Source organism: Variovorax paradoxus, from assembly GCF_009755665.1.
GTDB lineage: Bacteria > Pseudomonadota > Gammaproteobacteria > Burkholderiales > Burkholderiaceae_C > Variovorax > Variovorax paradoxus_G.
The window spans coordinates 1,248,124-1,269,567 of record NZ_CP046622.1 but is presented as its reverse complement, the minus strand read 5'-3'; the positions used below and the strand labels follow the sequence as shown (position 1 = coordinate 1,269,567).

Genomic DNA, 21,444 nt, shown 5'->3' with positions numbered 1-21,444 from the left:
ATTCCGAGCATTCTGGTCAGAATTAAATTGGGGACATATTAATTCTGAGAACAAAAGATAACTCCAGATGACCCCAGCAGCCGTGAGCCGGGCCTCAGGAAGTAGATGCCGCTGGCGGGCGACCGGCCTTGGCCTTGGCGACGCGCCGCTCGGTCGACTTTTGAAGCGAAGCAAGAAAATCCGCGTCGCCGGCCGCCCAACCGCGCAACGTGGCCTCGGTGAGAGTGCCCTGATCAGCGGAACGCACGCCCGCGCGCACCAACTCGACGTATGCGGCCTCGCGGGCAAAGGGCGTGTTGCCAAGTTCCCAATAAAGCGGATGCGGCGTCAGCAGCTTGTCTTGCCGCAAGCCGGCATAGTGGCCGTGGCTGGACCATGGAAAGTCGCGCGCGTCGGCGACCATGCCGGCCCGCACGGGGTTGAGATCGATATACGCCATACAGGTCAGCAGATAGCGATCGCTCTGGATCAGCGTGGACCTGTAGCGACCTTCCCACAGGGTGCCGCTGCGGCCGTGGCGGTCATTGAAGTAGCGCACATAGCTGCGCCCCACCGACTGCATGAACTGCGGCAGTCCGGTGGCGGTACCGGGCGTTGCCAGCAGATGGAAGTGGTTGTCCATCAGCACATAGGCGTGCAGCGCGATGCCGAAGCGTACGGCGTTGTCGGCCAGCAGGGCGAGCAGACGTTCGTGGTCCGCACGGTCGACAAAGATGGCTTGGCGGTTGTTGCCGCGCTGGATCACGTGGTGCGGCATGCCGGCCAGCGTGAGGCGGGGAAGACGGGCCATGGCGTGAAGACGGCGCGCGCTCGCGGATTTCAGCTCAGGCGAAAGCGCGTCTCGCCCAAGGCATCGAGTCCGAACTGCGCCAGCAACTCGCCCAGCCGGGCGGCTGCGGCGGCCTTGCGCTGCCCGGTGTAGCGCGCGAGGATCAGCTCGTTCTTCATGCTGTGCTCCCAGCCCACCAGTTCGGTCACGGTGACGCTGTAGCCGTTGGCCTCAAGATACAGGCAGCGCAACACATTGGTGAGCTGGCTGCCGATTTCGCGGGTGTGCAGCGGGTGGCGCCAAAGTTCGGCGAGAGGCGTGCGCGACAAGGCCAACGCCTTGGTCTCGCGCAGGCAGGCGGCCACTTCGGCTTGGCAGCACGGCACCAGCACCATGCAGCGCGCCTTCTTGGCGAGGCCGAAGGCAATCGCATCGTCGGTGGCCGTATCGCAGGCATGCAGCGCGGTGACCACGTCGATCCGCTCAGGCAATTCGCTCGCGTTCGCCGATTCGGCGACGGTGAGATTCAGGAACGACATGCGATCGAAGCCGAGTTGCCGGGCCAGCGCGCGCGATTTTTCCACCAGTTCGCTGCGCGTTTCGATGCCGTAGACGTGCCCGCCTTCGCGCGAGCGGAAGAACAGGTCGTAGATGATGAAGCCGAGGTACGACTTGCCCGCGCCGTGGTCGGCCAGCGTGGCCTCGGCGCCGCCGCCCGGCAGTTCGCGCAGCAGTTGCTCGATGAACTGGAACAGGTGGTACACCTGCTTGAGCTTGCGCCGCGAATCCTGGTTGAGCCGGCCCTCACGCGTGAGGATGTGCAGTTCCTTCAGGAGCTCGACGGATTGGCCCGGGCGCAGAACCTCGGACAACTCGGCTTCGGCCTTGGCAGTCTTTGCGGTCTTCACGGTCTTGGTTGCTTGTGCATTCATCGTCGGGCGCTCCCGGGGCCCACGTCGAGCGCGGCCCAGCCCTCGGCGCCCAGCGCTTCAAGCGTTTCGATATTGCGCTCGAAGATGGCCTCCGCCTCCGGAAAGGCCTCGACCGCGCGGCTCACGCTGTCTTCGCGCAGGAGATGCAGCGTGGGGTAGGGAGCGCGATTGGTTGCATTCGAAATATCGTCGGGCTCGGTTCCGCCGAACTGGAACTGCGGATGGAAGCTTGCCAGCTGGAACACGCCGTCGAAGCCCGCGCGGGCAAGCTTGCGTTCGGCGCGTGCCGTGAAATCGTTGAAGTCCAGAAAATCCGCCAAGGTGTTGGGTGCTATCAGCAAGGTGGTGTCGCGCACGGAGGCATCGAGCGCGGCGAGTTCGTTGGCCTCGGCAAGCAGCATTTCGATCAGCCCGGCCTCGTCGGCCGGCATGTACACGGCGAAGTGAATCTGCGCCTTGACATGAACCGCCTTGGCGAACGGACACAGGTTGAGTCCGATCACCGCACGTTCGAGCCAGCGCCGGGTATCGGCCTCGGCCTGCATGGCCTCGATTGTCGTCGCGCCCGTCATGCCACTGCCACCGCAAGGCGTATTCGCCCAAGGTGCCGCGCCATGGCCATGCCGGCCAGCGAGCATGCCAGCGTGGCCGTCCATGTCCAGTGCCAACCGCCGACACGGTGAGCCACCCATGCCACCGCGGGCGGCGCCAGGAACTGCCCCAGTGAGGAGGCTTGCTGCATGAGCCCGACCGTGGTTGAAACGGTGCTGGGCCCCGGCGCCATGCGAACCCCGAGCAGGAACAGTGTTGCCGGCACCATGCCGCCGCCCAATGAGAAGAGGCACACCGCGGCATAGCGAAGCGCCGCCGGCAGGCCGAGCGCGTCGGCACCCTGCCCTATTTGCGCGAAGGCCGCCACGCCTCCCAACGCCATTGCCCCGAAGCCCAGCTGCAGCAGGCGCTCGGGCGCGACGCCGCGCTGCAGCCAGCGCCCGCCCGCCACATTACCGACGATGTTCATCGCAGCCGCAATGGCGGTGAGCACCGCATTCCAGCCTGGCGGCACACCCGCGCCCGCATAAATGGCCGGAAGGAAGCCGATCACCGCCATCCACTGGGCGGAATACACGGCAAACGTCAGCGCGATCATCCAGGGTGCGCGGGCGCCGACCGTCGTGCGCAGCCGCGACGACCATCCCGCGGTTGCACTGCCCGCAGCGGCGGAACGAACCCCGTCCGCTGGTACGGTCAGCCACAACCAGAGCGCCGCGGCGGCCGATACCGCGGACAGCGCCCACCACCAGTCGGTCCATCCGCCCCAGGCGATCAAGGCCGGCCCGAGCAGCAGCGCAAGCGCGACGCCGAGCGGCATGTACGCCCCCCACAGTCCGAGCGCGGCCTTGTCCGCTCCGGCCGGCGTCAGCGCGCGGATCAGCCCTGGCCCCGGCATGACCGCCAGCAGAAAGCCGATGCCTTCGGCGGCGCGCAGAACCAGCAGCCACCGCACCGCATGCGCATCGCCGAAGAGCCCGGTCCCGACCGCGCCGCCGAGCAGGCTGGCGACAACCAGCACCAGGAGCCCGGTGAGCATGCTGCGCCGCAAGCCGATGGTGTCCGCCGCAAGCCCGATCGCCAGCCCGAAGGTCATGCTGGCCACTTGCACCAGCGACAGCAGAAAACCGGCTTCGACCAGGCTGATGCCGAGCGAAGCCTGCAAAGCCGGTACGGCAGGCGGCAACTTGCCCAGATGCAGCGCAGCGCTGACGCCGCCGAACAGGACGGCGAAGGCGGCGACCGGAACGCGTGCGGACACTACAGCCACCGTACTCACCCGATGCCCCGCCGGCCGGTGAGCCTTTCGTGCTCGCGCATGGCGAACCGATCGGTCATGCCCGCGATGTAGTCGGCCACCGCACGATGCCGGTCGCTGCGGTCGGCGTAGGAAGCAGGCATTTCGGCGCTTCGCTCGAGGTACGCATCGAACAGCTCCCGCACGACCTGCTGTGCCTGGTCGGTGGTTTGGGTCACCTGCGGATGCCGATAGAGGTTGCGAAACAGAAAGCTCTTGAGCTCGCTGGACTGCGATTGCATGGTTTCGCTGAACGCGACGAGCGGCGGCGAGTTCCGTACACCGTCCGCATCGGCCGGCGCTGCCCTTTCGATGTTTGCACGGGTGGCATCGATCACGTCATAGACCTGGGCGCTCAGCATGCGCCGGATCGTCTCGTAGAGCACGCGCCGCCCTTCGAGCCCGGGGTACTCGGCGAGCGCCTCACGGCGGTAGCGCTCGAAAAGCTCCACCTCGCCGAGCTGCTCAACGCTGATGAGCCCCGAGCGCACGCCGTCGTCGATGTCGTGCGCGTTGTAGGCAATGGCATCGGCCAGGTTGCACAGCTGCGCCTCGAGCGCGGGCTGGGTGCGGTCGAGGAAGCGCCGGGCCACGCCGTTGGGTTCGGCGGCCTCGAGGCGCTCGGCATTGGCACGCGAACAGTGCTTGAGAATGCCCTCGCGGCTCTCGAAGCTGAGATTCAGGCCGTCGTATTGCGGATAGCGGTGCTCCAGCGCATCGACCACGCGCAGGCTCTGCAAGTTGTGCTCGAAGCCGCCGTGACCTTCCATGCAGGCGTCGAGCGCGTCCTGGCCGGCGTGGCCGAACGGCGTGTGGCCGAGGTCGTGCGCCAGGGCAATGGCCTCCACCAGATCTTCATTGAGGCGTAAGGCACGCGCGATGGACCGGCCGAGCTGCGCCACCTCGAGCGAATGCGTGAGCCGGGTGCGGAACAGGTCGCCTTCATGGTTCAGGAACACCTGCGTCTTGTAGACCAGGCGCCGGAACGCGGTGGAATGCACGATGCGGTCACGGTCGCGCTGGAAGGCATCGCGCGTCGGCGCGGGCGGCTCGGCATGGCGGCGCCCACGCGACCATGCGGGGTGGCAGGCATAGGCCGCAAGGCTCATCGGCGCACCCTTGGCGCTGCGCTCATCCGGCGCTGCAGCACTGCACGAGCACTTCGCGCACCAGCGCATCGGGCGCGCTGCTGACCGCGGCGGAGCCCGGCTTGTCGATGACCACGAAGCGGATTTCACCGGCTTCGGATTTCTTGTCGACGCGCATCAGTTCGAGGTACCGGTCGGCACCCAGTGCCGGGCCGATTGTCGGCAGGCCGGCGCGTTCGATCAACCGCGTGAGCCGCTCGACAAAGGCAGCATCGACGCCGCCAAGCCGCTGCGACAGGTGCGCCGCCATGACCATCCCGCAGCCGACCGCTTCGCCGTGCAGCCATTCGCCGTAGCCCAGGCCCGATTCGATCGCATGGCCGAAGGTGTGGCCGAAATTGAGAATGGCGCGCAGGCCGGTTTCGCGCTCGTCCTGCCCCACGACCAGCGCCTTGATTTCGCAGCTGCGCTTGACGGCATAGGCCAGCGCGGCGGGATCGCGGGCCACCAGCGCATCGATGTTCGCCTCGATCCAGTCGAAGAACGCCATGTCGTGGATGGGCCCGTACTTGATGACTTCGGCCAGGCCCGCACTCAGCTCCCGCGGCGGAAGCGTCTGCAGCGTGCCGAGGTCGCACACCACGAGCTGTGGCTGATAGAACGCGCCGATCATGTTCTTGCCGAGCGGGTGGTTGATGGCGGTCTTGCCCCCCACCGACGAATCGACCTGCGCCAGCAGCGTGGTCGGCACCTGCACGAACGGCACCCCGCGCATGTAGCTGGCGGCGGCAAAGCCCGTCATGTCCCCCACCACGCCGCCGCCCAGGGCGAACAGCACGGTCTTCCGGTCGCTGCCGTGGCCGAGCAGCGCATCGAAGATCAGGTTGAGGGTCTGCAGGTTCTTGTGCGCCTCGCCGTCAGGCAATTCGAGCAGATGCACAGTGCGGAAACGGCCGGCCAGTGCGGCGCGCAGCGCCTTGGCATAGAGCGGTGCCACCGTGGTGTTGCTGACGATCAGCGCGCTCGCCGCGTCGGGTGCCGCGGCAAAGCTCGAGGGGTCGCCGAGCAGGCCGGCGCCGATCAGGATGGGGTAGCTGCGCTCGCCGAGTTGGATATCGACGCGTTCTGGCGGGGCGGAAGGTGCGGGCAAAGGCATGCAGCGAGTTTAGGCGCTGCGGGCCGGGCGGCTCAGCCCATGGGTTCTTCCGGGTGCGCTCCCGGCGCCACGATGCCGGCGAGCTCCAACTGCATGACGATGATGTTCACCAGCATGGCGATCGACGGGCGGCCCGTGTCGACCACGTCGTGGGCCGTTTCCCTATAGAACGGATCGCGCGCATCGTGCAGTTCGCGCAGCCGCCCGAGCGGATCGGCCACCTGCAAGAGAGGCCGCTTCACGTCGTGCCGCAAGCGGCGGAACAGGTCTTCGGGGGAAGAGCGCAGGTAGATCACGTGGAAGTGATCCCGCAGCTGCTTGCGATTGACCTCCCGCAAAACCGCCCCGCCTCCCGTGGCAAGCACGCCGTGGGGCTGTGCGCAGAGATCGGCGATGACGGTCTGCTCGAGGTCCCGGAAAGCGATTTCGCCCTCCCGCTCGAAGTAATCGCGGATCGAGCAGCCGATACGGTGCTCGATCACATGGTCGGTATCGACGAACGGAAGACCGAGGCGCGCGCCCAGGCGCCGCCCCACTGCGGATTTACCGGCGCCGGGCAAGCCGACGAGTGCGACCGCCACGCGGTGGCTGCTACGCCCGCGCGTCAGCGCGCGGCGTTGCGGTCGGTAATCATCTTCGGAGTGATAAAGACGAGCATTTCGGTCTTGTTGGCAACGCGTTCACGCTTGCGGAACAGTGCCCCCAGGTAGGGCACTTCACCCAGCACCGGCACGCGCGATTCGTCATTGGTTTCGGTGAGTTCGAAGATACCACCGATGACGACCGTGCCGCCGTTCTCGACCAGCACTTCGGTCTGCACGTGCTTGGTGTTGATGGCCGGACCCGCCGAGGTGTTGACGCCGCGGGCATCCTTGCTCACGTCCAGGGTCAGGATGATGTTGCCTTCGGGCGTGATCTGGGGCGTGACTTCGAGCTTCAGCACCGCCTTGCGGAACGAGATCGAGGTTGCGCCGCTCGACGTGGCCTGCTGGTAGGGGATTTCTTCACCCTGCTCGATCAGCGCCTTCGTCTGGTCGGCCGTGATCACGCGGGGGCTGGACACCAGCTTGCCCTTGCCGTCGGCCTCGAGCGCCGAGATCTCGAGGTTCAACATGCGAGACAAGCTCGAGTTGAACAGCGAGATCGCGAAGGTGCCGGGCGAATTGCCGGTGCCGCCGGCATCGCCTGCGGGCAGGTTGATGAAGTTGGAGTTGGTCCAGGTGGCTGCTGCGGCCCCGACGCCGCCGGTGGTGGTGGCGGGCATGACGCCGAAGGTGCCGTATGCCGGATTGCCGTTGGACGACGCGACGCGTTCGCGGGAGATACCGCCGCCCAGGCGCACGCCGAGCGACTTGCCGAAGGTGTCGGAGGCTTCCACGATGCGCGCTTCGATCAGCACCTGGCGAACCGGAATGTCAAGCTTCTGGATCAGCTCGCTGACCTGTGCAAGGCGCGACGGCACGTCCGAAACGAACAGCTGGTTGGTGCGCGACTCGGCGATCACGCTGCCGCGCGGGCTCAGGATGCGGGTGGTGGTACCGGAGCCGCCACCGCCGCCGGCCGAAGCGCCGGTACCGGTCAGGCCTTGGGCAATGGCAATCGCCTTGGTGTAGTTGAGCTGGAACGACTGGGTGCGCAGCGGCTCCAGGTTCTCGATTGCGGCCTTGGCTTCGAACTCGAGCTTTTCCTTGGCGTTGATCTCGTCCTTGGGCGCAATCCACAGCACGCTGCCGTTCTTGCGCATGCCCAGATTCTTCGCCTGCATGATGATGTCCAGGGCCTGATCCCACGGCACGTCCTTCAAGCGCAGCGTCAGCGCGCCGGTGACCGAATCGGAGGTCACGATGTTGAAGTTCGTGAAGTCGGCGATCACCTGCAGCAGCGAGCGAATCTCGATGTTCTGGAAGTTCAGCGAGAGCTTCTCGCCGTTGTAGCCCACGCCTTGCGTCAGCTTGGTCGGGTCGACCTTGCGGGCACGCACTTCGACGACGAACTGGTTTTCGCTCTGGTAGGCGCTGTGCTCCCAGTCGCCCTTGGCCTCGATGGTCATGCGAACGCGGTCGCCGGACTGTTGCGAGGTAATCAGTTGGACCGGCGTGTTGAAGTCGGCCACGTCGAGACGGCGGCGCAGGCCCTCGGGCAGCGTCGACTTGGTGAACTCGACGACGAGATTTTTGCCCTGCTGCTTGACATCGACACCCACCTGGTTGTTTGGCAGGTCGACGATCACGCGGCCGGTGTTCTCGGAACCGAGGCGGAAATCGACGTCACGCAGCGGCAGCGTGTCGCGGTTGCGGTTCTCGGCAAACACGGTGGGCGTGGACGAAGCCAGCGCGGTTCCGGCCGCGGGCTCCAGGATCACCAGCAGCGACTTGCCCTGGATCTCGGTCTTGTAGGCGGTCGCCTGCTTGAGGTTCAGCACCACGCGGCTGCGCTCGCCGGCCTGGACCACGTTGACGGAACGCAGGTTGCCCTGGTTCACCTCGATGGCGGAGCGCCCGATGGCGTTGGTGACGCCCGGGAAATCAAGCGCAATGCGGGCCGGGGTTTGAACGGCAAAGCCGGTCGGCACGGCCGCGAGCGGCTGCGCCAAGTCGATGCGGATGACCTCGGCGCCGGATTGCGTCGAACTGGTTACCGCTTCGATGGCGTTTTGCGCATGCGCCATGGCAAATGCACCGAATGCCAGCAGACCCAGCCCGGCAGCTCGCAGCCGCTGTGCCATTGTTGATTTTTTCTGATTCATTTCGCACTCTCTTGCAGCTGCAATGTCGCCACGCGTTCGATCCATTCACCGGCGGCGTCTTGCACGATTTCACGCAAGGCGACTTCGGTTTCGTTGATACGGGTAATGCGCCCGTAGTTGAGCCCCAGGTACTCGCCGACGCGCACCTTGTAGAGGAGCTTGTCGACACGGACCAGCGCCACCGGCTGGCCGTTGCGGTTCATGCTGCCCACCATGGCCATCGAGTCGAGCGGGAAGGCTTCGAGCGCTTCCTTGCGGCGCGCCAGTTCAGGCGCGATCAGCTCCGACGTGCTGGGCTGGTTCGATTCGCGGCGCAGTGCCTGCGTGAGCTTCAACAGGTTGAACGGCTCGAAAGCAGACCCTTCGGTATAGGCCTGGGGCGTGAATTTCTTGGGCTCGGTGATCGGCGGCACATTGGGCTTTACCTGGGCGCGCTGCTCGACCATCCAGCGGCGTAGGTCTTCCTGCTCCGAATCGGCACAGGCGCTCAAGCCCATTGCGGCCGCTGCCAGCCACAGGAGTTTGGCGATCGTCCTCATTTCTTCGCCTTTGGCGCCGCAGCGCGTTTCTGGGCCGCGCGCTCTTCGTCATCGAGATAGCGGTAGGTGCGGGCCGTGGCATCCATCGTCAGGGCGCCGTCCTTGTCTTTTTGCGGAGTGATCGTCAGGTTGTTCAGCGTCACGATGCGCGAAAGGCCCGCGACGTCGGCGGCAAACGAGCCGATGTCGTGGTAGCGGCCGGTCACGCGCACGGCGATCGGCAGTTCCGCGTAGTAGTCCTTCACCGAAACCTGCCCCGGACGGAACAGTTCGAACTGCAGGCTGCGGCCGAGGCCGGCCTGGTTGATGTCGGACAGCAGTGCGTCCATTTCCGCCTTGCTCGGCAGCTGCTTCTCGAGCAGCGTCACATATTGCTGCACCTGCTCGCGCTGCTTCTTCAGCAACTCGAGGTTGGCCGCCAGCGCGACCTTCTTCTGGTAGTCGGCGCGCAGCGTGACTTCCTTGGCGCGCTCACCTTCGAGCTCGTCGTTCGAATTGGTGAGCCACAGGAACCACAGGCCGACCAGCACCATTGCCGTGACCGCCAGGCACAGGGCATAGCGGGGCACCGGCGGCCAGCTGGCCGGATCGTTCGGATTCAGGTTGCGGAACTGGTCACCGAAGCCACGGAATGCGGCGGCGACGTCTATCTTTTGAGAGGGGCGATTGCTTGCCATGATCCGTCCTACCCCTTGACTTGCGCCGCTGCGGCCAAGGCTTTCTCAGCCGCTGCCTTTTGCGCGTCGGTCGGCCGCTTGAGGCCGATGCGCATCGTGAAGTTCGCCACGCGGCGCTGGTCGCGCTGGCTCAGGCTCACCGTTGCGGAAGTAATTTCGACCAGCTCGGGCTTGACCAGCCAAGGGCTGTTGTTGCCCAGGTTGCGCAGCAGTTCGGAGACGCGCTCGTTCGACTGCGCCATGCCTTGCAGCGTGACGGTCTGGTTCTCCTGCTTCATGCTGGTGATGTAGGCGCCGTCGGGCAACTGCCGGACCAGTTCATTGAGCAGGTGCACCGGCAGGTTGCGGTCGCCCTGGAGGTCTTCAACGGCCTGCTGGCGTGCACGCAGGGCTGCAATTTCCTGTTGCAGGGTCGAGATCTCCTTGATCTCGGCATCGAGCTTGGTGATTTCGGTCTTGAGGAAATTGTTCTTGGCCTGCTGGGCCGAGATTTGCGCCTCGAACCAGAGAAAGCCGAGGCCCGCAATCACGCCACCCAGGATGGCCGCGGCGCCCAAGGTGCCATAGAAGGCTTCGCGCCGCCGCTTGCGCGCGGCTTCGCGATGCGGAAGCAAATTGATGAGGATCACTGCACGAACCTCCGCATGGCGAGACCGCAGGAGGTCAGATAGGAAGGCGCCTCGCGCCGGACCTTCTTCTCACGGATGTTGGGACCCATCTCCATGCCGTCGAACGGATTCACGAGCGAACAGGCGAAGGAGGTCTGACGGGTGACGGCGCTGGTCAGGCTCGGCAACGAAGCCGAGCCACCCGCGAGCAGCACATAGTCGACGCGGTTGTGCGGCGTACTGGTAAAGAAGAACTGCAGTGCACGGGCAATTTCCTGTGCAATGCTTTCCACGAAGGGCTTCAGCACGCTGGAGCCGTAGTCGTCGGGCAGATCCCCGCTGCGCTTCTTGGCTTCGGCCTCTTCGGCGGAAAAACCGTACTGGCGAACGATCAGCTGCGTCAGTTGGGCGCCGCCGAAAGCCTGGTCGCGGTCGTACAGCACTTCCTGATTGCGCAGCACCTGCATGCTGGTGGTGAAAGCGCCCACTTCGAAAAGCGCCACGACAGCGTCGAGGCCCTTGCCGGGCAATTGCTCGATCAGCCGGGCGGTCGCGAGGCGCGATGCATAGGATTCCACGTCCAGGATCATCGCCTTCAAGCCGGCCGCTTCGGCCAGCCCTTCGCGGTCCTGGACCTTTTCCTTGCGGGATGCGGCAATCAGCACCTCGACATCGCCGGCGGAGGCGGCGCTTTGGCCAGTCACGCAAAAGTCGAGACTGACTTCGTCCAGCGAAAAGGGAATGTACTGGTTGGCCTCGGACTCGACCTGGAGTTCGAGCTCCTGCTCGCTCATGCCCCCAGGAAGAATGATCTTCTTGGTAATGACAGCCGAAGGAGGCAGCGCCAGCGCCACGTTGCGCGTGCGGGTGCCGCTCTTGCGCACGACGCGGCGGACGGCTTCGGCCACTTCGTCGAACTTTTCGACGTTGCCGTCAGTGATCCAGCCCCGCTCGAGGGGCTCGATCGCGCACCGCTCCAGAACCAGCTTGCCGCTGGCCTCCCGGCCGAGCTCGACCAGCTTGACGCTGGACGAACTGACGTCCAAGCCGAGCATGGGGGCGTTCTGACGACGAAACAATGATCCGAAAGCAGCCAAGTTAGGTCCCTTTACCCCTGCATTTGTAACCAATGGAAAAAATTGCGTTCGGTTGCATGCTAGCAGGAGGCGTACCGGCAACCAAGCAACGGCGGGCTTCAAACCCGGGGACCGTTGTCAAAACGTGACGTTGAAGCCACATTCAGTAACTTTTGGTTTAGCCAGCAACGATGCGCCAAAGTTCGGTCCTCGGCAAGAGGGCGGCTTTTTATAATGTCGGGTGATTCTCCGGGCCCACATGCAAGACACCTCACGCCCCAAAGGGCCAGCCAAGACCCCCTCTCCCGCACGCCCAGCCTGGCTGAAATGGCTGCTGCGCTTCATGGCCTGGGGATTCGGCATTGCCGCGGCCGGTGTGCTGGCGGTTCTGTGCGTGGTCGCAGTCGCCTTGGCGGTCGCTTACCCGAACTTGCCGGATATCTCCGACTTGTCCGACTACCGGCCCAAGCTGCCGCTGCGGGTTTTCTCGGCCGAAGGCATCCAGATTGGAGAGTTCGGCGAAGAGCGCCGCAACCTCACGCCGATTGCGGCCATTCCCAAGCTGGTGAAAGACGCCGTGCTGGCCGCCGAAGACACACGCTTCTACGATCATGGCGGCGTCGACTACAAGGGCATGGTGCGCGCAGGCCTGGCCAACATGAACCGCGTGAAGAGCCAGGGCGCATCGACCATCACGATGCAGGTGGCGCGCAATGTCTACCTGAGCTCTGAGAAGACGCTCACCCGCAAGATCTACGAGGTGCTGCTTACCTTCAAGCTGGAGCACCTGCTTACCAAGGACCAGATCTTCGAGATCTACCTGAACCAGATCTACCTGGGCAACCGCGCGTACGGCTTTGCCGCGGCGTCCGAAGCGTATTTCGGCAAACCGCTGCAGGACCTTTCCATCGCGGAAGCCGCCATGCTGGCCGGCCTGCCGAAGGCACCGGGCGCCAACAACCCGGTCAACAACCCGCAGCGGGCGCGCGGACGCCAGTTCTACGTGATCGACCGCATGCAGGACGCGGGCTTCATTACGGCCGAGCAGGCCGCCCAGGCCAAGAAGGAAGAGCTGCACCTGCGTGACGCGGCGGACCCGAACCGCCTGCACGCCGAGTACGTGGCGGAAACCGTGCGCCAGCTGATGTATGCGCAATACGGCGACAGCACCTACACTCGCGGCCTGAAGGTGTACACATCGCTGGTGGCCGCCGACCAGGCCGCCGCATACAAGGCGCTGCGTAAAGGCATCATGGACTACGAGCGGCGCCAGATCTATCGCGGGCCCGAGAAATTCGTCGATCTCCCCAGCGACCCAAAGGAACTCGACGAAGCCGTGGACGACGCACTGACCGACCACCCCGACAACGGCGACGTGATGTCGGCCGTGGTGCTCAAGGCCAGCGCCAAGGAAATCTCGGCCGTCCGCGGCAACGGCGACCCGGTGCAGATCACCGGAGAAGGCCTCAAGCCGGCGCAATCAGGCCTTTCCGACAAAGCGCCGCCCAACATCAAGATTCGCCGCGGCGCGGTGATCCGCGTGGTGAAGACGCCCAAGAACACCTGGGAAATCACCCAGTTGCCCGAAGTGGAAGGCGCCTTCGTCGCCATGGACCCGCGCGACGGCGCCATCAAGGCACTGGTGGGCGGCTTCGACTTCGGCAAGAACAAGTTCAACCACGTCACGCAGGCCTGGCGCCAGCCGGGTTCGAGCTTCAAGCCGTTCATCTACTCGGCCGCGCTCGAGAAGGGCTTCACGCCTTCCACGGTGATCAACGACGGACCGCTCTTCTTCGATGCCGGCACCACGGGCGGCCAGCCCTGGGAGCCCAAGAACTACGGCGGCGGCTACGACGGCCCGATGTCGATGCGCACCGCGCTGATGAAGTCGAAGAACCTGGTGTCGATCCGCATCCTGCAATCCATCGGCACGCGCTATGCGCAGGAATGGATCACCAATTTCGGCTTCGACAAGGACAAGCACCCCGCCTACCTGCCGATGGCACTGGGCGCCGGCGCGGTCACGCCGATGCAGATGGCCGTGGGCTACTCGGTATTCGCCAACGGCGGCTACCGCGTCAATCCATACCTCGTGACCCGCATCACCGACCACAAGGACCGGGTGCTCGTCGACAAGCAGCCGCCGCTGCTCAACGAGACGATCCGGGCCATTCCCCAGCGCAACGCCTTCATCATGGATTCGCTGCTGCAATCCATTACGCGCGCCGGCACGGCAGCCAAGGCACAAGCAATGCTCAAGCGGCCCGACCTCTACGGCAAGACCGGCACCACCAACGACTCGCTCGACGCCTGGTTTGCGGGCTTCCAGCCCACCATGACCGCCATCTCCTGGATCGGCTACGACACGCCGCGCAATCTGGGCGACCGCGAAACCGGCGGCGGGTTGAGCCTGCCGATCTGGATCAACTACATGGAGACCGCCATCAAGGGCGTGCCCGTGACCGACCTTTCCACCACCCCGCCTGCTGGCGTGGTGAGCGTGGGCGGCGAGTGGTACTACGACGACTACGCGCCCGGCCGCGGTGTCTCCAGCCTTGGCGTGGACACCCCCGCCACGCCGCCCGCGGAGTCACTGAGCGGCGTGCCGGTGAGCCCGCCTCCGCCGCCTGAAGAACGCAATCGAATCCTCGACCTCTTCAGGAATTGAAGGTGAACAAAGTCAGGCGGCCGCAAACTCCAGCGGCTGCCCGGCTTGCAGGCTCGCCTCGCGCGACAGGTTGCCGAAAAATTCCTCACCGGTCTTGGTGTCGACCCAGGCCTTGCCATCGAAGCGGTAGTGATAGCCGCCGGAGCGCGCGGCCAGCCAGATTTCCTGCAGCGGTTTCTGCAGGTTCACGATCAACTGGCTGCCGTTCTTGAATGAAATCGTGATCATCCCGCCCACCCGCTGGTTGTCTATGTCTGCGTCGGTTGCATCGTTGATGCGATCGCAGCCTTGCTCGATGGCGGCGAGCGCGGCTTCGGCGCGGTCCATGTATTCGGAGTCGGTCATTACAATTTCGCTATGTTGAATGTTCGTCAAATTCTAGTGAGCGCCTCCAGCCGCGCTGCGCTCATGGTCTGCATCGCTGCAGTGGCGGGTGCTTTGGGCGCTTGCGGGCAGCGTGGGCCGCTCTATCTACCGACCGATCCGGCGGCCGCCCAGCGCGCCACCCTGCCGCAGCTGCTCACGCCAGGCGGCTCGCGCGCTGCCGACGCTGAAGCAGCACCCAAGCCCGCTGCGGCCAGCAGTGCGCCGGCTGCAGCAACCGGCAATGCCACCAGCCCCGGAGTGCCGAAGTGACGAACGCCCCTCTGCTTCCCGGCCACCCGCACATCGCGCATCGCGACGGCGCGCTCTACGTCGAGGGTTTGAGCCTTGACGCCCTCGCCCGCGAACACGGCACCCCCCTGTTCGTCTATTCGAAGCAATGGATGCTGGACGCGTTGGCGGCCTACCAGCGCGGATTCGAGGGCCGCGAAGCCCTGATCTGCTATGCGATGAAGGCAAATTCATCGCTCGGCGTGCTGCGCGTGTTCGCCGAGGCGGGCTGCGGATTCGACATCGTTTCGGGCGGCGAGCTGGCGCGTGTGCTGGCCGTGGGCGCCGATCCGGCAAAAATCATCTTCTCAGGCGTGGGCAAGACCCGCGCCGAAATGCGGCAGGCGCTCGCGGCCGGCATTGCCTGCTTCAACGTGGAGAGCGAAGCCGAGCTCGACGTGCTCAACGAAGTAGCGCAGGCCGAAGGGCGCCGCGCGCCAATCAGCATCCGCATCAACCCGAACGTCGATCCGAAGACGCACCCTTACATTTCCACCGGCCTCAAGGGCAACAAGTTCGGCATTGCCCACGACCGGGCGGTCGAGGCCTATTGCCACGCGGCCAGGCTGCCGGGGCTCGAGGTGGTGGGCATCGACTGCCACATCGGCTCGCAGATCACAGAAGCCTCGCCCTACCTGGATGCCTGCGACCGGATACTCGACCTGGTCGAAGCCATCGAGGCGGCCGGCGTGCCTATCCATCACCTGGATTTCGGCGGCGGCCTGGGTATCGACTACAACGGCGAAGTGCCACCCAAGGCCGATGCGCTCTGGCAGCAGTTGCTCGCGCGGCTCGATGCCCGCGGCTTCGGGCGGCGCAAGCTGGTCATCGAGCCGGGCCGTTCGCTGGTCGGCAATGCAGGCGTGTGCGTGACCGAGGTGCTCTACACCAAGCCCGGCGAAGACAAGAACTTCTGCATCGTCGATGCGGCAATGAACGACCTGCCCAGGCCTGCGATGTACCAGGCGTTCCAGCAGATCGTGCCGCTGCGCATCCGCACCGGCAGCGCTCCGGTCTACGACGTGGTCGGCCCGGTCTGCGAAAGCGGCGACTGGATCGGCCGCGACCGCGCGCTCAACGTGGTGTCCGGCGACCTGCTGGGGGTGCTGTCGGCAGGCGCCTATTGCATGAGCATGGCCAGCAACTACAACACGCGCGGCCGGGCGGCCGAAGTGCTGGTCAGCGGCCAGAGCGCCACGCTGATCCGTCGCCGCGAGACGATGGAAGACCAGCTGCGCAGCGAGCGGATCGAGGGCTGATCCGCATCAGCCGGCGCTGCTGCTGCGCAGCGACTTCTCGGTGCCGTCGCGAGCGCCGGCCGAAGGCTTCGGCTTGCGCTTGTTCGCGGAGTTCCACACGCGCCACCCCAGCAGCACCGCGACGATCGTCGCGTAGACGAACACCTCGGCAAAGTTGTTCTTGCCCGCGCGCATCCAGAAGAAGTGCAGCAGGCCGAGGCCGGCGATCAGGTAGACCGCCTTGTGCAGCATTTGCCAGCGCTTGGCACCCAGTGCCTTGATCGCGCGGTTGAACGAGGTGGCAGCCAGCGGCGTCAGCAGCACGAAGGCCGAGAACCCCACCAGGATGAACGGACGCTTGGCGATGTCCTTGGCGATGTCGGCCCACTCGAAGCCCATGTCGAACCAGCTGTAGCACAGCAGGTGCACCACCACGTAGAAGTACGCAAACAGTCCCAGCATGCGGCGAAAGCGCGCGAGCGCGTTGGCCTTGGTCATCACGCGCAGCGGCGTCACGGCCAGCACGATGCAGATGAAGCGCAACGTCCAGTCGCCCGTAGCGCGGATCAAAAACTCGGCCGGGTTCGCGCCCAGCCCGTCAGTGAAGGCGCCGTAGGTCAGCCACGCGAACGGCAGCAGGCACAGCAAGAAGACCACCGGCTTGGCCGCCGGATGCATGAGCAGCTTGTTCATGGCGCAAAGGCTGAGTGGCGAGACAGGCTCGGGCTCAGTAGTTCTTTTTCAGGTCCATGCCCGCATAGAGCTGGCCGACCTGGGCTTCGTAGCCGTTGAACATCAGCGTCTTGTTGCGCTTGGCAAAAAGCCCCCCGCCGTCGCCGATGCGGCGCTCGGTGGCCTGGCTCCAGCGCGGATGATCGACGTTAGGGTTCACGTTCGAATAGAAGCCGTACTCCTGCGCCGCGGCCTTGTTCCACGCGGTGCTCGGCTCCTTTTCGACGAAGCGGATCTTCACGATCGACTTGGCCGACTTGAACCCATATTTCCACGGCACCACAAGGCGCACCGGCGCGCCGTTCTGGTTGGGCAGCACTTCGCCGTACATGCCAAAGGCCAGCAGCGTGAGCGGATGCATGGCCTCGTCCATTCGCAGGCCTTCGGTGTATGGCCAGTCGAGCACGCGCGAGCCGACGAATGGCATCGTCTTGGGATCGGCCAGGGTGATGAACTCCACGTACTTGGCGTTGCCCTGGGGTTCGACCCTTTTGATGAGTTCGGCCAGCGAGTAGCCCACCCACGGAATGACCATCGACCAGCCCTCGACGCAGCGCAGGCGGTAGATGCGCTCCTCCTGCGCGCTGAGTTTCAGCAGGTCTTCGATGCCGTACTTGCCGGGTTTCTTGACCAGGCCCTCGACCTCCACGGTCCACGGACGGGTCTTGAGGGTGCCCGCGTTCTTGACCGGGTCGCCCTTGTCGGTGCCGAACTCGTAGAAGTTGTTGTAGCTTGTCGCGTCCTTGTAGTCGGTGAGCTTTTCCATCGTTTGCGCGCCCGGCACGGCAGACTTGGCGCCGGGAAGCAACGCCAGCTTGTGCGGGCCGGTCGCCTGGGCGAAGGCCTCGCGTCCGGCAAAGCTCGCCAGTGCGGCACCGGCCGCGCCGCCAGCCACGAGCTTCAGCAGGTCGCGCCGGCTCTCGTAGACGGCGCGCGGCGTGATCTCGCTCGAAAGCGGGTGGATGAAACCGCTGTTGCGACCTTGCGGGCGGGAGGGGAACGACATGGTGATGGCCTTTCGCGTGAATCGTTGTGCTCAGGGTAGTTCGAGCAATTCCCTGATTCGGTTACGCGCAATCGCTGCGCGTGGATTCCATTCTTCGCGAAAAAGTCGGCAGCCGGGGCTACAAGGTGCCGTAGCTGTGCAGTCCGCTCAGGAACATGTTCACGCCCAGGAAGGCAAAGGTGGTGACCGCCAGGCCGGCCAGCGCCCACCAGGCCGCTACGGTGCCGCGCAATCCCTTGACCAGCCGCATGTGCAGCCAGGCCGCGTAATTGAGCCAGACGATCAGCGCCCAGGTTTCCTTCGGGTCCCAACTCCAATAGCCGCCCCAGGCGTCGGCCGCCCACAGGGCGCCCAGCACGGTGGCAATGGTGAAGAAGGCAAAGCCGACGGTGATCGACTTGTACATCACGTCGTCGAGCACCTCGTTGGCGGGGAGCCTTGCCGCAATGCGCTTGCGCCCGAGCAGAATACCCGCCGCGATGAGTGCGGAGATGCCCGCATAAATTACCCAGTAGCTGCCGCCGGCCTCTTGCACGCGCTGGCGGAAGGCCACCGGCACAAAGCACAGCGCCACGCCCAAAAGCCAGATCGGCGTGAGCTTGTACCAGCGGGTTTCGCCCGCCTGTTCCTTCACCAGGTAGGCGAAGGCCACCATGGCCGCAAGCGCGAAAGTGCCGTAGCCGATGAAGTTGGCCGGCACATGCAGCTTCATCCACCAGCTCTGCAGCGCGGGCACCAGCGGCTGGATCTCGTGTGCATTGCGCACCAGCGTGTACCAGAGCAGGAAGCCGACGGCCGCGCTCACCACCAGCATGACGAACGCGCCGAGCGCCCGGGTGCCATAGCGCGCTTCGAAGTACAGGTAGAACGCCGCGGTGAGCCAGCAGAACAGCACGAACACTTCATACAGGTTGCTGACCGGGATGTGCCCGATGTCCGGTCCGATCAGGTGGCTTTCGTACCAGCGCACCATGGTGCCGATGAGCGCCATGGCAATGGCGGCCCATGTGAGGCGCGAGCCGATCAGCTCGAAGGTGTCGCCCTGCTTGCCGCCGAAGAAACCAAGCCAGTAGAACAGCGTGCTCATGAAGAACAGCACGCTCATCCAGAGAATGGCCGACTGGCTCGACAGGAAATACTTGAGCCAGAACACCGTGTCGGCACGCGCCAGGTCGCCCTGGTAGGAGCCGATGGCCAGCAGCGAAGCCGCCGCCACGACGATGGCGAGCACCCGCAGCGGACGCCAGAACCAGCCGATGGCAACGACGGAAATCATTGCGGCGACGAGGATGGGCTTCTCGTACGAATCCATAGCGCCCGCATACCGCACAAAGGCGAAAAGGCCCCCGGCAAGCACCAGTGCCGCGAACACCCAGTCGAAGAGGTTGCGGCGCGAAAACCAGCTTTCGTTGAGCGTGAGGGTGGTGGTGTTCATGGCGACGCCGGTCCTTCTTTTTTCAAGGCAAGCAGTTTGTGCTTGAGGTGCTCGAACTCGCGATCGCTGTCAATCGTCTTGCGATTGACCGAGAAGGCCATCGTGGCAGCCGTGGTGGTGTTGTCTCCTGCGCTCGTGCCGGCGGGTGCCAGCCACACCCAGAGCCGGCGCTCGCGCACGTACAGCATGGCAAAAATTCCGACGATCAGCAACAGGCAGCCCAGATAGACCACGTTCTTTCCGGGCGCACGCGCCACCTGGAAGACGCTGGCCTGCACCTGGGTGAAGTCGGTCATCATCATCGCGACTGGCGCCGGATAGAAATGCGCGTCGCTGATGGCCAGCACCGCCTGCGTGAGAAAGGCCTGCGCCTTGTCGTCGCGCGGCAAGGCCGCGAGCCCCGCGCTTTCGCGGCTGAGGTTGAGCAGCTCGAACAGCACGTCGTTCAGGATGCGCACCAGCACCGCGCCGGCACGTTCGCGCTCAGGCTCGGGCACGTTGGCTTCCATGAATTCCGCGATGGCCTGCCAGCCTCCCTGCGTGCTGGCGTCGGCCTTCGCACGCTCACTGCCGGCAAAGAGCGCGAGAGCACGCGCAGCCGAAACGCTCAGCTGCTCGGCCATTTCGGGCCGCTTCGGATCGACGGCCTTGGCGATGTAGCGCTCGACGGCACGCGCGCGGGTGTCGGCGTCGGCCAGCGAAGCGCGCATGCGCACGAAGCTGTCCATGCTGCCCTGCTCGTCGGCCGGCACGCGAAGGTAGCGGAACGGCTCTTCGGGCTTTTCGCGCATGCCGAGCAGGAACACCGGCTGGCCGTCACCCGTGTCGACCGGCACCATGTAGTTCTGGTACTCGCGCGCCTGGCCCGCGGCGTCGCGCAGCTTGTAGCCGATGCTCGGGCCGATGTTGCGCAGCACCTTCGGCTTGGTGGTCTTGTTGGCGGCGCCCAGGCGCGATTCGATGTCGTGGCGCAGGTCGACCTTGCGTACGTCGGCGCCGCTGCCCATGGCACCGCCGTCGGCAAAATTCTCGACGTTGATCACGCGCAGCGCGGCGTATTCGAGCGTGAGCTTTTCCTTGCCGTTGGTAATTTCGGTGCTCGGCCCGCCGATGACGCCATCGACTTCGAAAGGTTTGGCGGCGGCCGCCATCGGCACCGCCTTGAGCTTTACCTTGGAGCCGCCGTCATCGAAGCTCGACTGGTAGATTTCCACGCCCTTGTAGCTGGCCGGATGATTGACCTCGATGCGCGCGGGCACCTGGGCACCGGTCTCGCGGTCGTGCAGCACCACCTCGCTCGCAAACAGCTTGGGCATGCCGGTCGAGTAGTAGTCGACGATGAACTTCTTGAGCTCGATCGAGAACGGCAGCTCCTGCAGCAGCACGCCGTCCGACTGCTGCAGGATGGCCACGCTGCCCTGCCCGCCTTCGGGCACCAGGATGTTGCCGCGGAAGGTCGGGTTGCGGGGCGACAGCCGGTGCTGCGGCGGCACGTCGGCAATCATGCCGCCGCCGGTGAACACGCTCTTGCCGTTGAACCAGGTCTGGGCACGCACCACCAGGTCGCCGTCGAGCAGGCCGCCGATGCACACCAGCACGATCGCGCTGTGCGCGGCGATGTAGCCCAGCTTGTGGGCCCCGCCGGCACGCGCGGCAACCATCCAGCCGGCTCCCGTCTGGCCGTCCACGGCTTCGCGCTGCTGCAGCTTGACCTTCCAGCCGCCGCTCACCAGCAGTTGGCCGATGCGGTTGGCCGCCGCGGCGGGCTCCTCGGCAAGCTGGTTTTCAGCGCGCTGGCCAAAGGCCTTGAGACTCTGCGCGCGGATGTTTTCCTTGAAGGTCTTCAGGTCCACAAAAATGCGCGGCGTGTTGCGCGCAATGCAGAGCGACGTGCTGATCACCAGGAAAAGCAGGATCAGCAGGAACCACCAGGCGCTGTAGACCGAATCGAGCTTGGCCGTGCGAAACAGCTCGGCCCAGAACGGACCGAACTGGTTGATGTAGTTGTTAATCGGCTCGTGCTGCTTGAGCACGGTGCCGATGATCGATGCGATGCAGATGACCGTGAGCAGCGCAATCGCGAACCGCATCGACGAGAACAGCTCCACCGCAGCGCGAAGCACTTGCGGGCCGCGATGGACGCGAAGGCCGTGGGTGGAGACAGACATCGGTGGTCGGGAAAAAAGGAACAGGGAAAAAGCAAAGGGCGGGCCATCCAGCTGGATCGGCCCGCCCTCTGTTTGGGTTTTTTATCGGCGGTTAGTTCACGCT

20 protein-coding genes are annotated in these 21,444 nt (G+C 65.0%); 3 read left to right on the top strand and 17 right to left on the bottom strand.

Features of this window, described 5'->3' with window-relative positions; genetic code table 11:
- Positions 1-94: 94 nt before the first annotated feature.
- The 12 genes from GOQ09_RS05820 to GOQ09_RS05765 are packed head-to-tail and all read right to left on the bottom strand — an operon-like array spanning position 95 to position 11,461.
- Positions 95-790: a transposase gene (locus GOQ09_RS05820; protein ID WP_157612485.1), complete on the bottom strand. Its 696-nt coding sequence runs from the start codon at positions 788-790 to the stop codon at positions 95-97.
- A 29-nt stretch (positions 791-819) separates the two neighbouring features.
- Entirely contained in the window at positions 820-1,701 is an 882-nt protein-coding gene (locus GOQ09_RS05815; protein WP_157612483.1) for a class I SAM-dependent methyltransferase, read from the bottom strand.
- Complete coding sequence (locus tag GOQ09_RS05810; RefSeq protein ID WP_157612480.1) at positions 1,698-2,273, bottom strand: DUF1415 domain-containing protein; 576 nt, start codon at positions 2,271-2,273, stop codon at positions 1,698-1,700. The genes GOQ09_RS05815 and GOQ09_RS05810 overlap by 4 nt, the downstream gene beginning before the upstream one ends.
- On the bottom strand, positions 2,270-3,514 hold the full coding sequence (locus GOQ09_RS05805) for an MFS transporter (RefSeq protein WP_242631013.1): 1,245 nt from the start codon (positions 3,512-3,514) through the stop codon (positions 2,270-2,272). Before GOQ09_RS05805 ends, GOQ09_RS05810 begins: the two co-directional genes overlap by 4 nt.
- Positions 3,515-3,528: 14 nt before the next feature.
- The gene (locus GOQ09_RS05800; RefSeq protein WP_157612476.1) at positions 3,529-4,659 is read right to left on the bottom strand and encodes a deoxyguanosinetriphosphate triphosphohydrolase; all 1,131 of its coding nucleotides are present in this window, start codon (positions 4,657-4,659) and stop codon (positions 3,529-3,531) included.
- Between the two features lie 22 nt (positions 4,660-4,681).
- Complete coding sequence (aroB, locus tag GOQ09_RS05795; protein WP_157612474.1) at positions 4,682-5,794, bottom strand: 3-dehydroquinate synthase; 1,113 nt, start codon at positions 5,792-5,794, stop codon at positions 4,682-4,684.
- Between the two features lie 32 nt (positions 5,795-5,826).
- Positions 5,827-6,375 carry a shikimate kinase gene (locus GOQ09_RS05790; RefSeq protein ID WP_157612472.1) on the bottom strand — a complete coding sequence of 183 codons (549 nt, stop codon included), beginning with the start codon at positions 6,373-6,375 and terminating at the stop codon, positions 5,827-5,829.
- 23 nt (positions 6,376-6,398) lie between these two features.
- Complete coding sequence (gene pilQ, locus GOQ09_RS05785; RefSeq protein WP_157612470.1) at positions 6,399-8,540, bottom strand: type IV pilus secretin PilQ; 2,142 nt, start codon at positions 8,538-8,540, stop codon at positions 6,399-6,401.
- Positions 8,537-9,079, bottom strand: coding sequence for a pilus assembly protein PilP (locus GOQ09_RS05780; RefSeq protein WP_157612468.1), 543 nt, complete (start codon positions 9,077-9,079; stop codon positions 8,537-8,539). The genes pilQ and GOQ09_RS05780 overlap by 4 nt, the downstream gene beginning before the upstream one ends.
- Positions 9,076-9,756 carry a type 4a pilus biogenesis protein PilO gene (locus GOQ09_RS05775; RefSeq protein WP_157612466.1) on the bottom strand — a complete coding sequence of 227 codons (681 nt, stop codon included), beginning with the start codon at positions 9,754-9,756 and terminating at the stop codon, positions 9,076-9,078. The genes GOQ09_RS05780 and GOQ09_RS05775 overlap by 4 nt, the downstream gene beginning before the upstream one ends.
- A gap of 8 nt (positions 9,757-9,764) precedes the next feature.
- Positions 9,765-10,385: a PilN domain-containing protein gene (locus GOQ09_RS05770; RefSeq protein WP_157612464.1), complete on the bottom strand. Its 621-nt coding sequence runs from the start codon at positions 10,383-10,385 to the stop codon at positions 9,765-9,767.
- Positions 10,382-11,461, bottom strand: a complete 1,080-nt coding sequence (locus GOQ09_RS05765) for a pilus assembly protein PilM (RefSeq protein ID WP_126745805.1) — start codon at positions 11,459-11,461, stop codon at positions 10,382-10,384. The genes GOQ09_RS05770 and GOQ09_RS05765 overlap by 4 nt, the downstream gene beginning before the upstream one ends.
- Positions 11,462-11,699: 238 nt before the next feature.
- On the opposite strand from GOQ09_RS05765, the gene GOQ09_RS05760 reads away from it, so the two are divergent.
- Complete coding sequence (locus GOQ09_RS05760; protein ID WP_165442068.1) at positions 11,700-14,108, top strand: penicillin-binding protein 1A; 2,409 nt, start codon at positions 11,700-11,702, stop codon at positions 14,106-14,108.
- Between the two features lie 12 nt (positions 14,109-14,120).
- Here the strand turns inward: GOQ09_RS05760 and cyaY are convergent, their stop codons facing one another.
- The gene (gene cyaY / locus GOQ09_RS05755) at positions 14,121-14,453 is read right to left on the bottom strand and encodes an iron donor protein CyaY (protein WP_126745513.1); all 333 of its coding nucleotides are present in this window, start codon (positions 14,451-14,453) and stop codon (positions 14,121-14,123) included.
- Positions 14,454-14,489: 36 nt separating this feature from the next.
- Here cyaY and lptM point away from each other — a divergent pair, with 36 nt between their 5' ends.
- The gene (gene lptM / locus GOQ09_RS05750; RefSeq protein ID WP_431769300.1) at positions 14,490-14,744 is read left to right on the top strand and encodes an LPS translocon maturation chaperone LptM; all 255 of its coding nucleotides are present in this window, start codon (positions 14,490-14,492) and stop codon (positions 14,742-14,744) included.
- Entirely contained in the window at positions 14,741-16,021 is a 1,281-nt protein-coding gene (gene lysA, locus GOQ09_RS05745) for a diaminopimelate decarboxylase (protein ID WP_157612460.1), read from the top strand. Before lptM ends, lysA begins: the two co-directional genes overlap by 4 nt.
- Before the next feature lie 6 nt (positions 16,022-16,027).
- On the opposite strand, the gene GOQ09_RS05740 is transcribed toward lysA, so the two are convergent.
- From GOQ09_RS05740 to GOQ09_RS05725, 4 genes are all read right to left on the bottom strand, one after another.
- Complete coding sequence (locus tag GOQ09_RS05740; RefSeq protein ID WP_157612457.1) at positions 16,028-16,693, bottom strand: sulfite oxidase heme-binding subunit YedZ; 666 nt, start codon at positions 16,691-16,693, stop codon at positions 16,028-16,030.
- Between the two features lie 34 nt (positions 16,694-16,727).
- On the bottom strand, positions 16,728-17,738 hold the full coding sequence (msrP, locus tag GOQ09_RS05735; RefSeq protein ID WP_157612455.1) for a protein-methionine-sulfoxide reductase catalytic subunit MsrP: 1,011 nt from the start codon (positions 17,736-17,738) through the stop codon (positions 16,728-16,730).
- Positions 17,739-17,856: 118 nt separating this feature from the next.
- Entirely contained in the window at positions 17,857-19,173 is a 1,317-nt protein-coding gene (gene ccsB, locus GOQ09_RS05730; protein WP_157612453.1) for a c-type cytochrome biogenesis protein CcsB, read from the bottom strand.
- Positions 19,170-21,341 (bottom strand): cytochrome c biogenesis protein ResB, encoded by a 2,172-nt coding sequence (locus GOQ09_RS05725; protein ID WP_157612451.1) that lies wholly within the window; start codon positions 21,339-21,341, stop codon positions 19,170-19,172. Before GOQ09_RS05725 ends, ccsB begins: the two co-directional genes overlap by 4 nt.
- Positions 21,342-21,444: the final 103 nt, after the last annotated feature.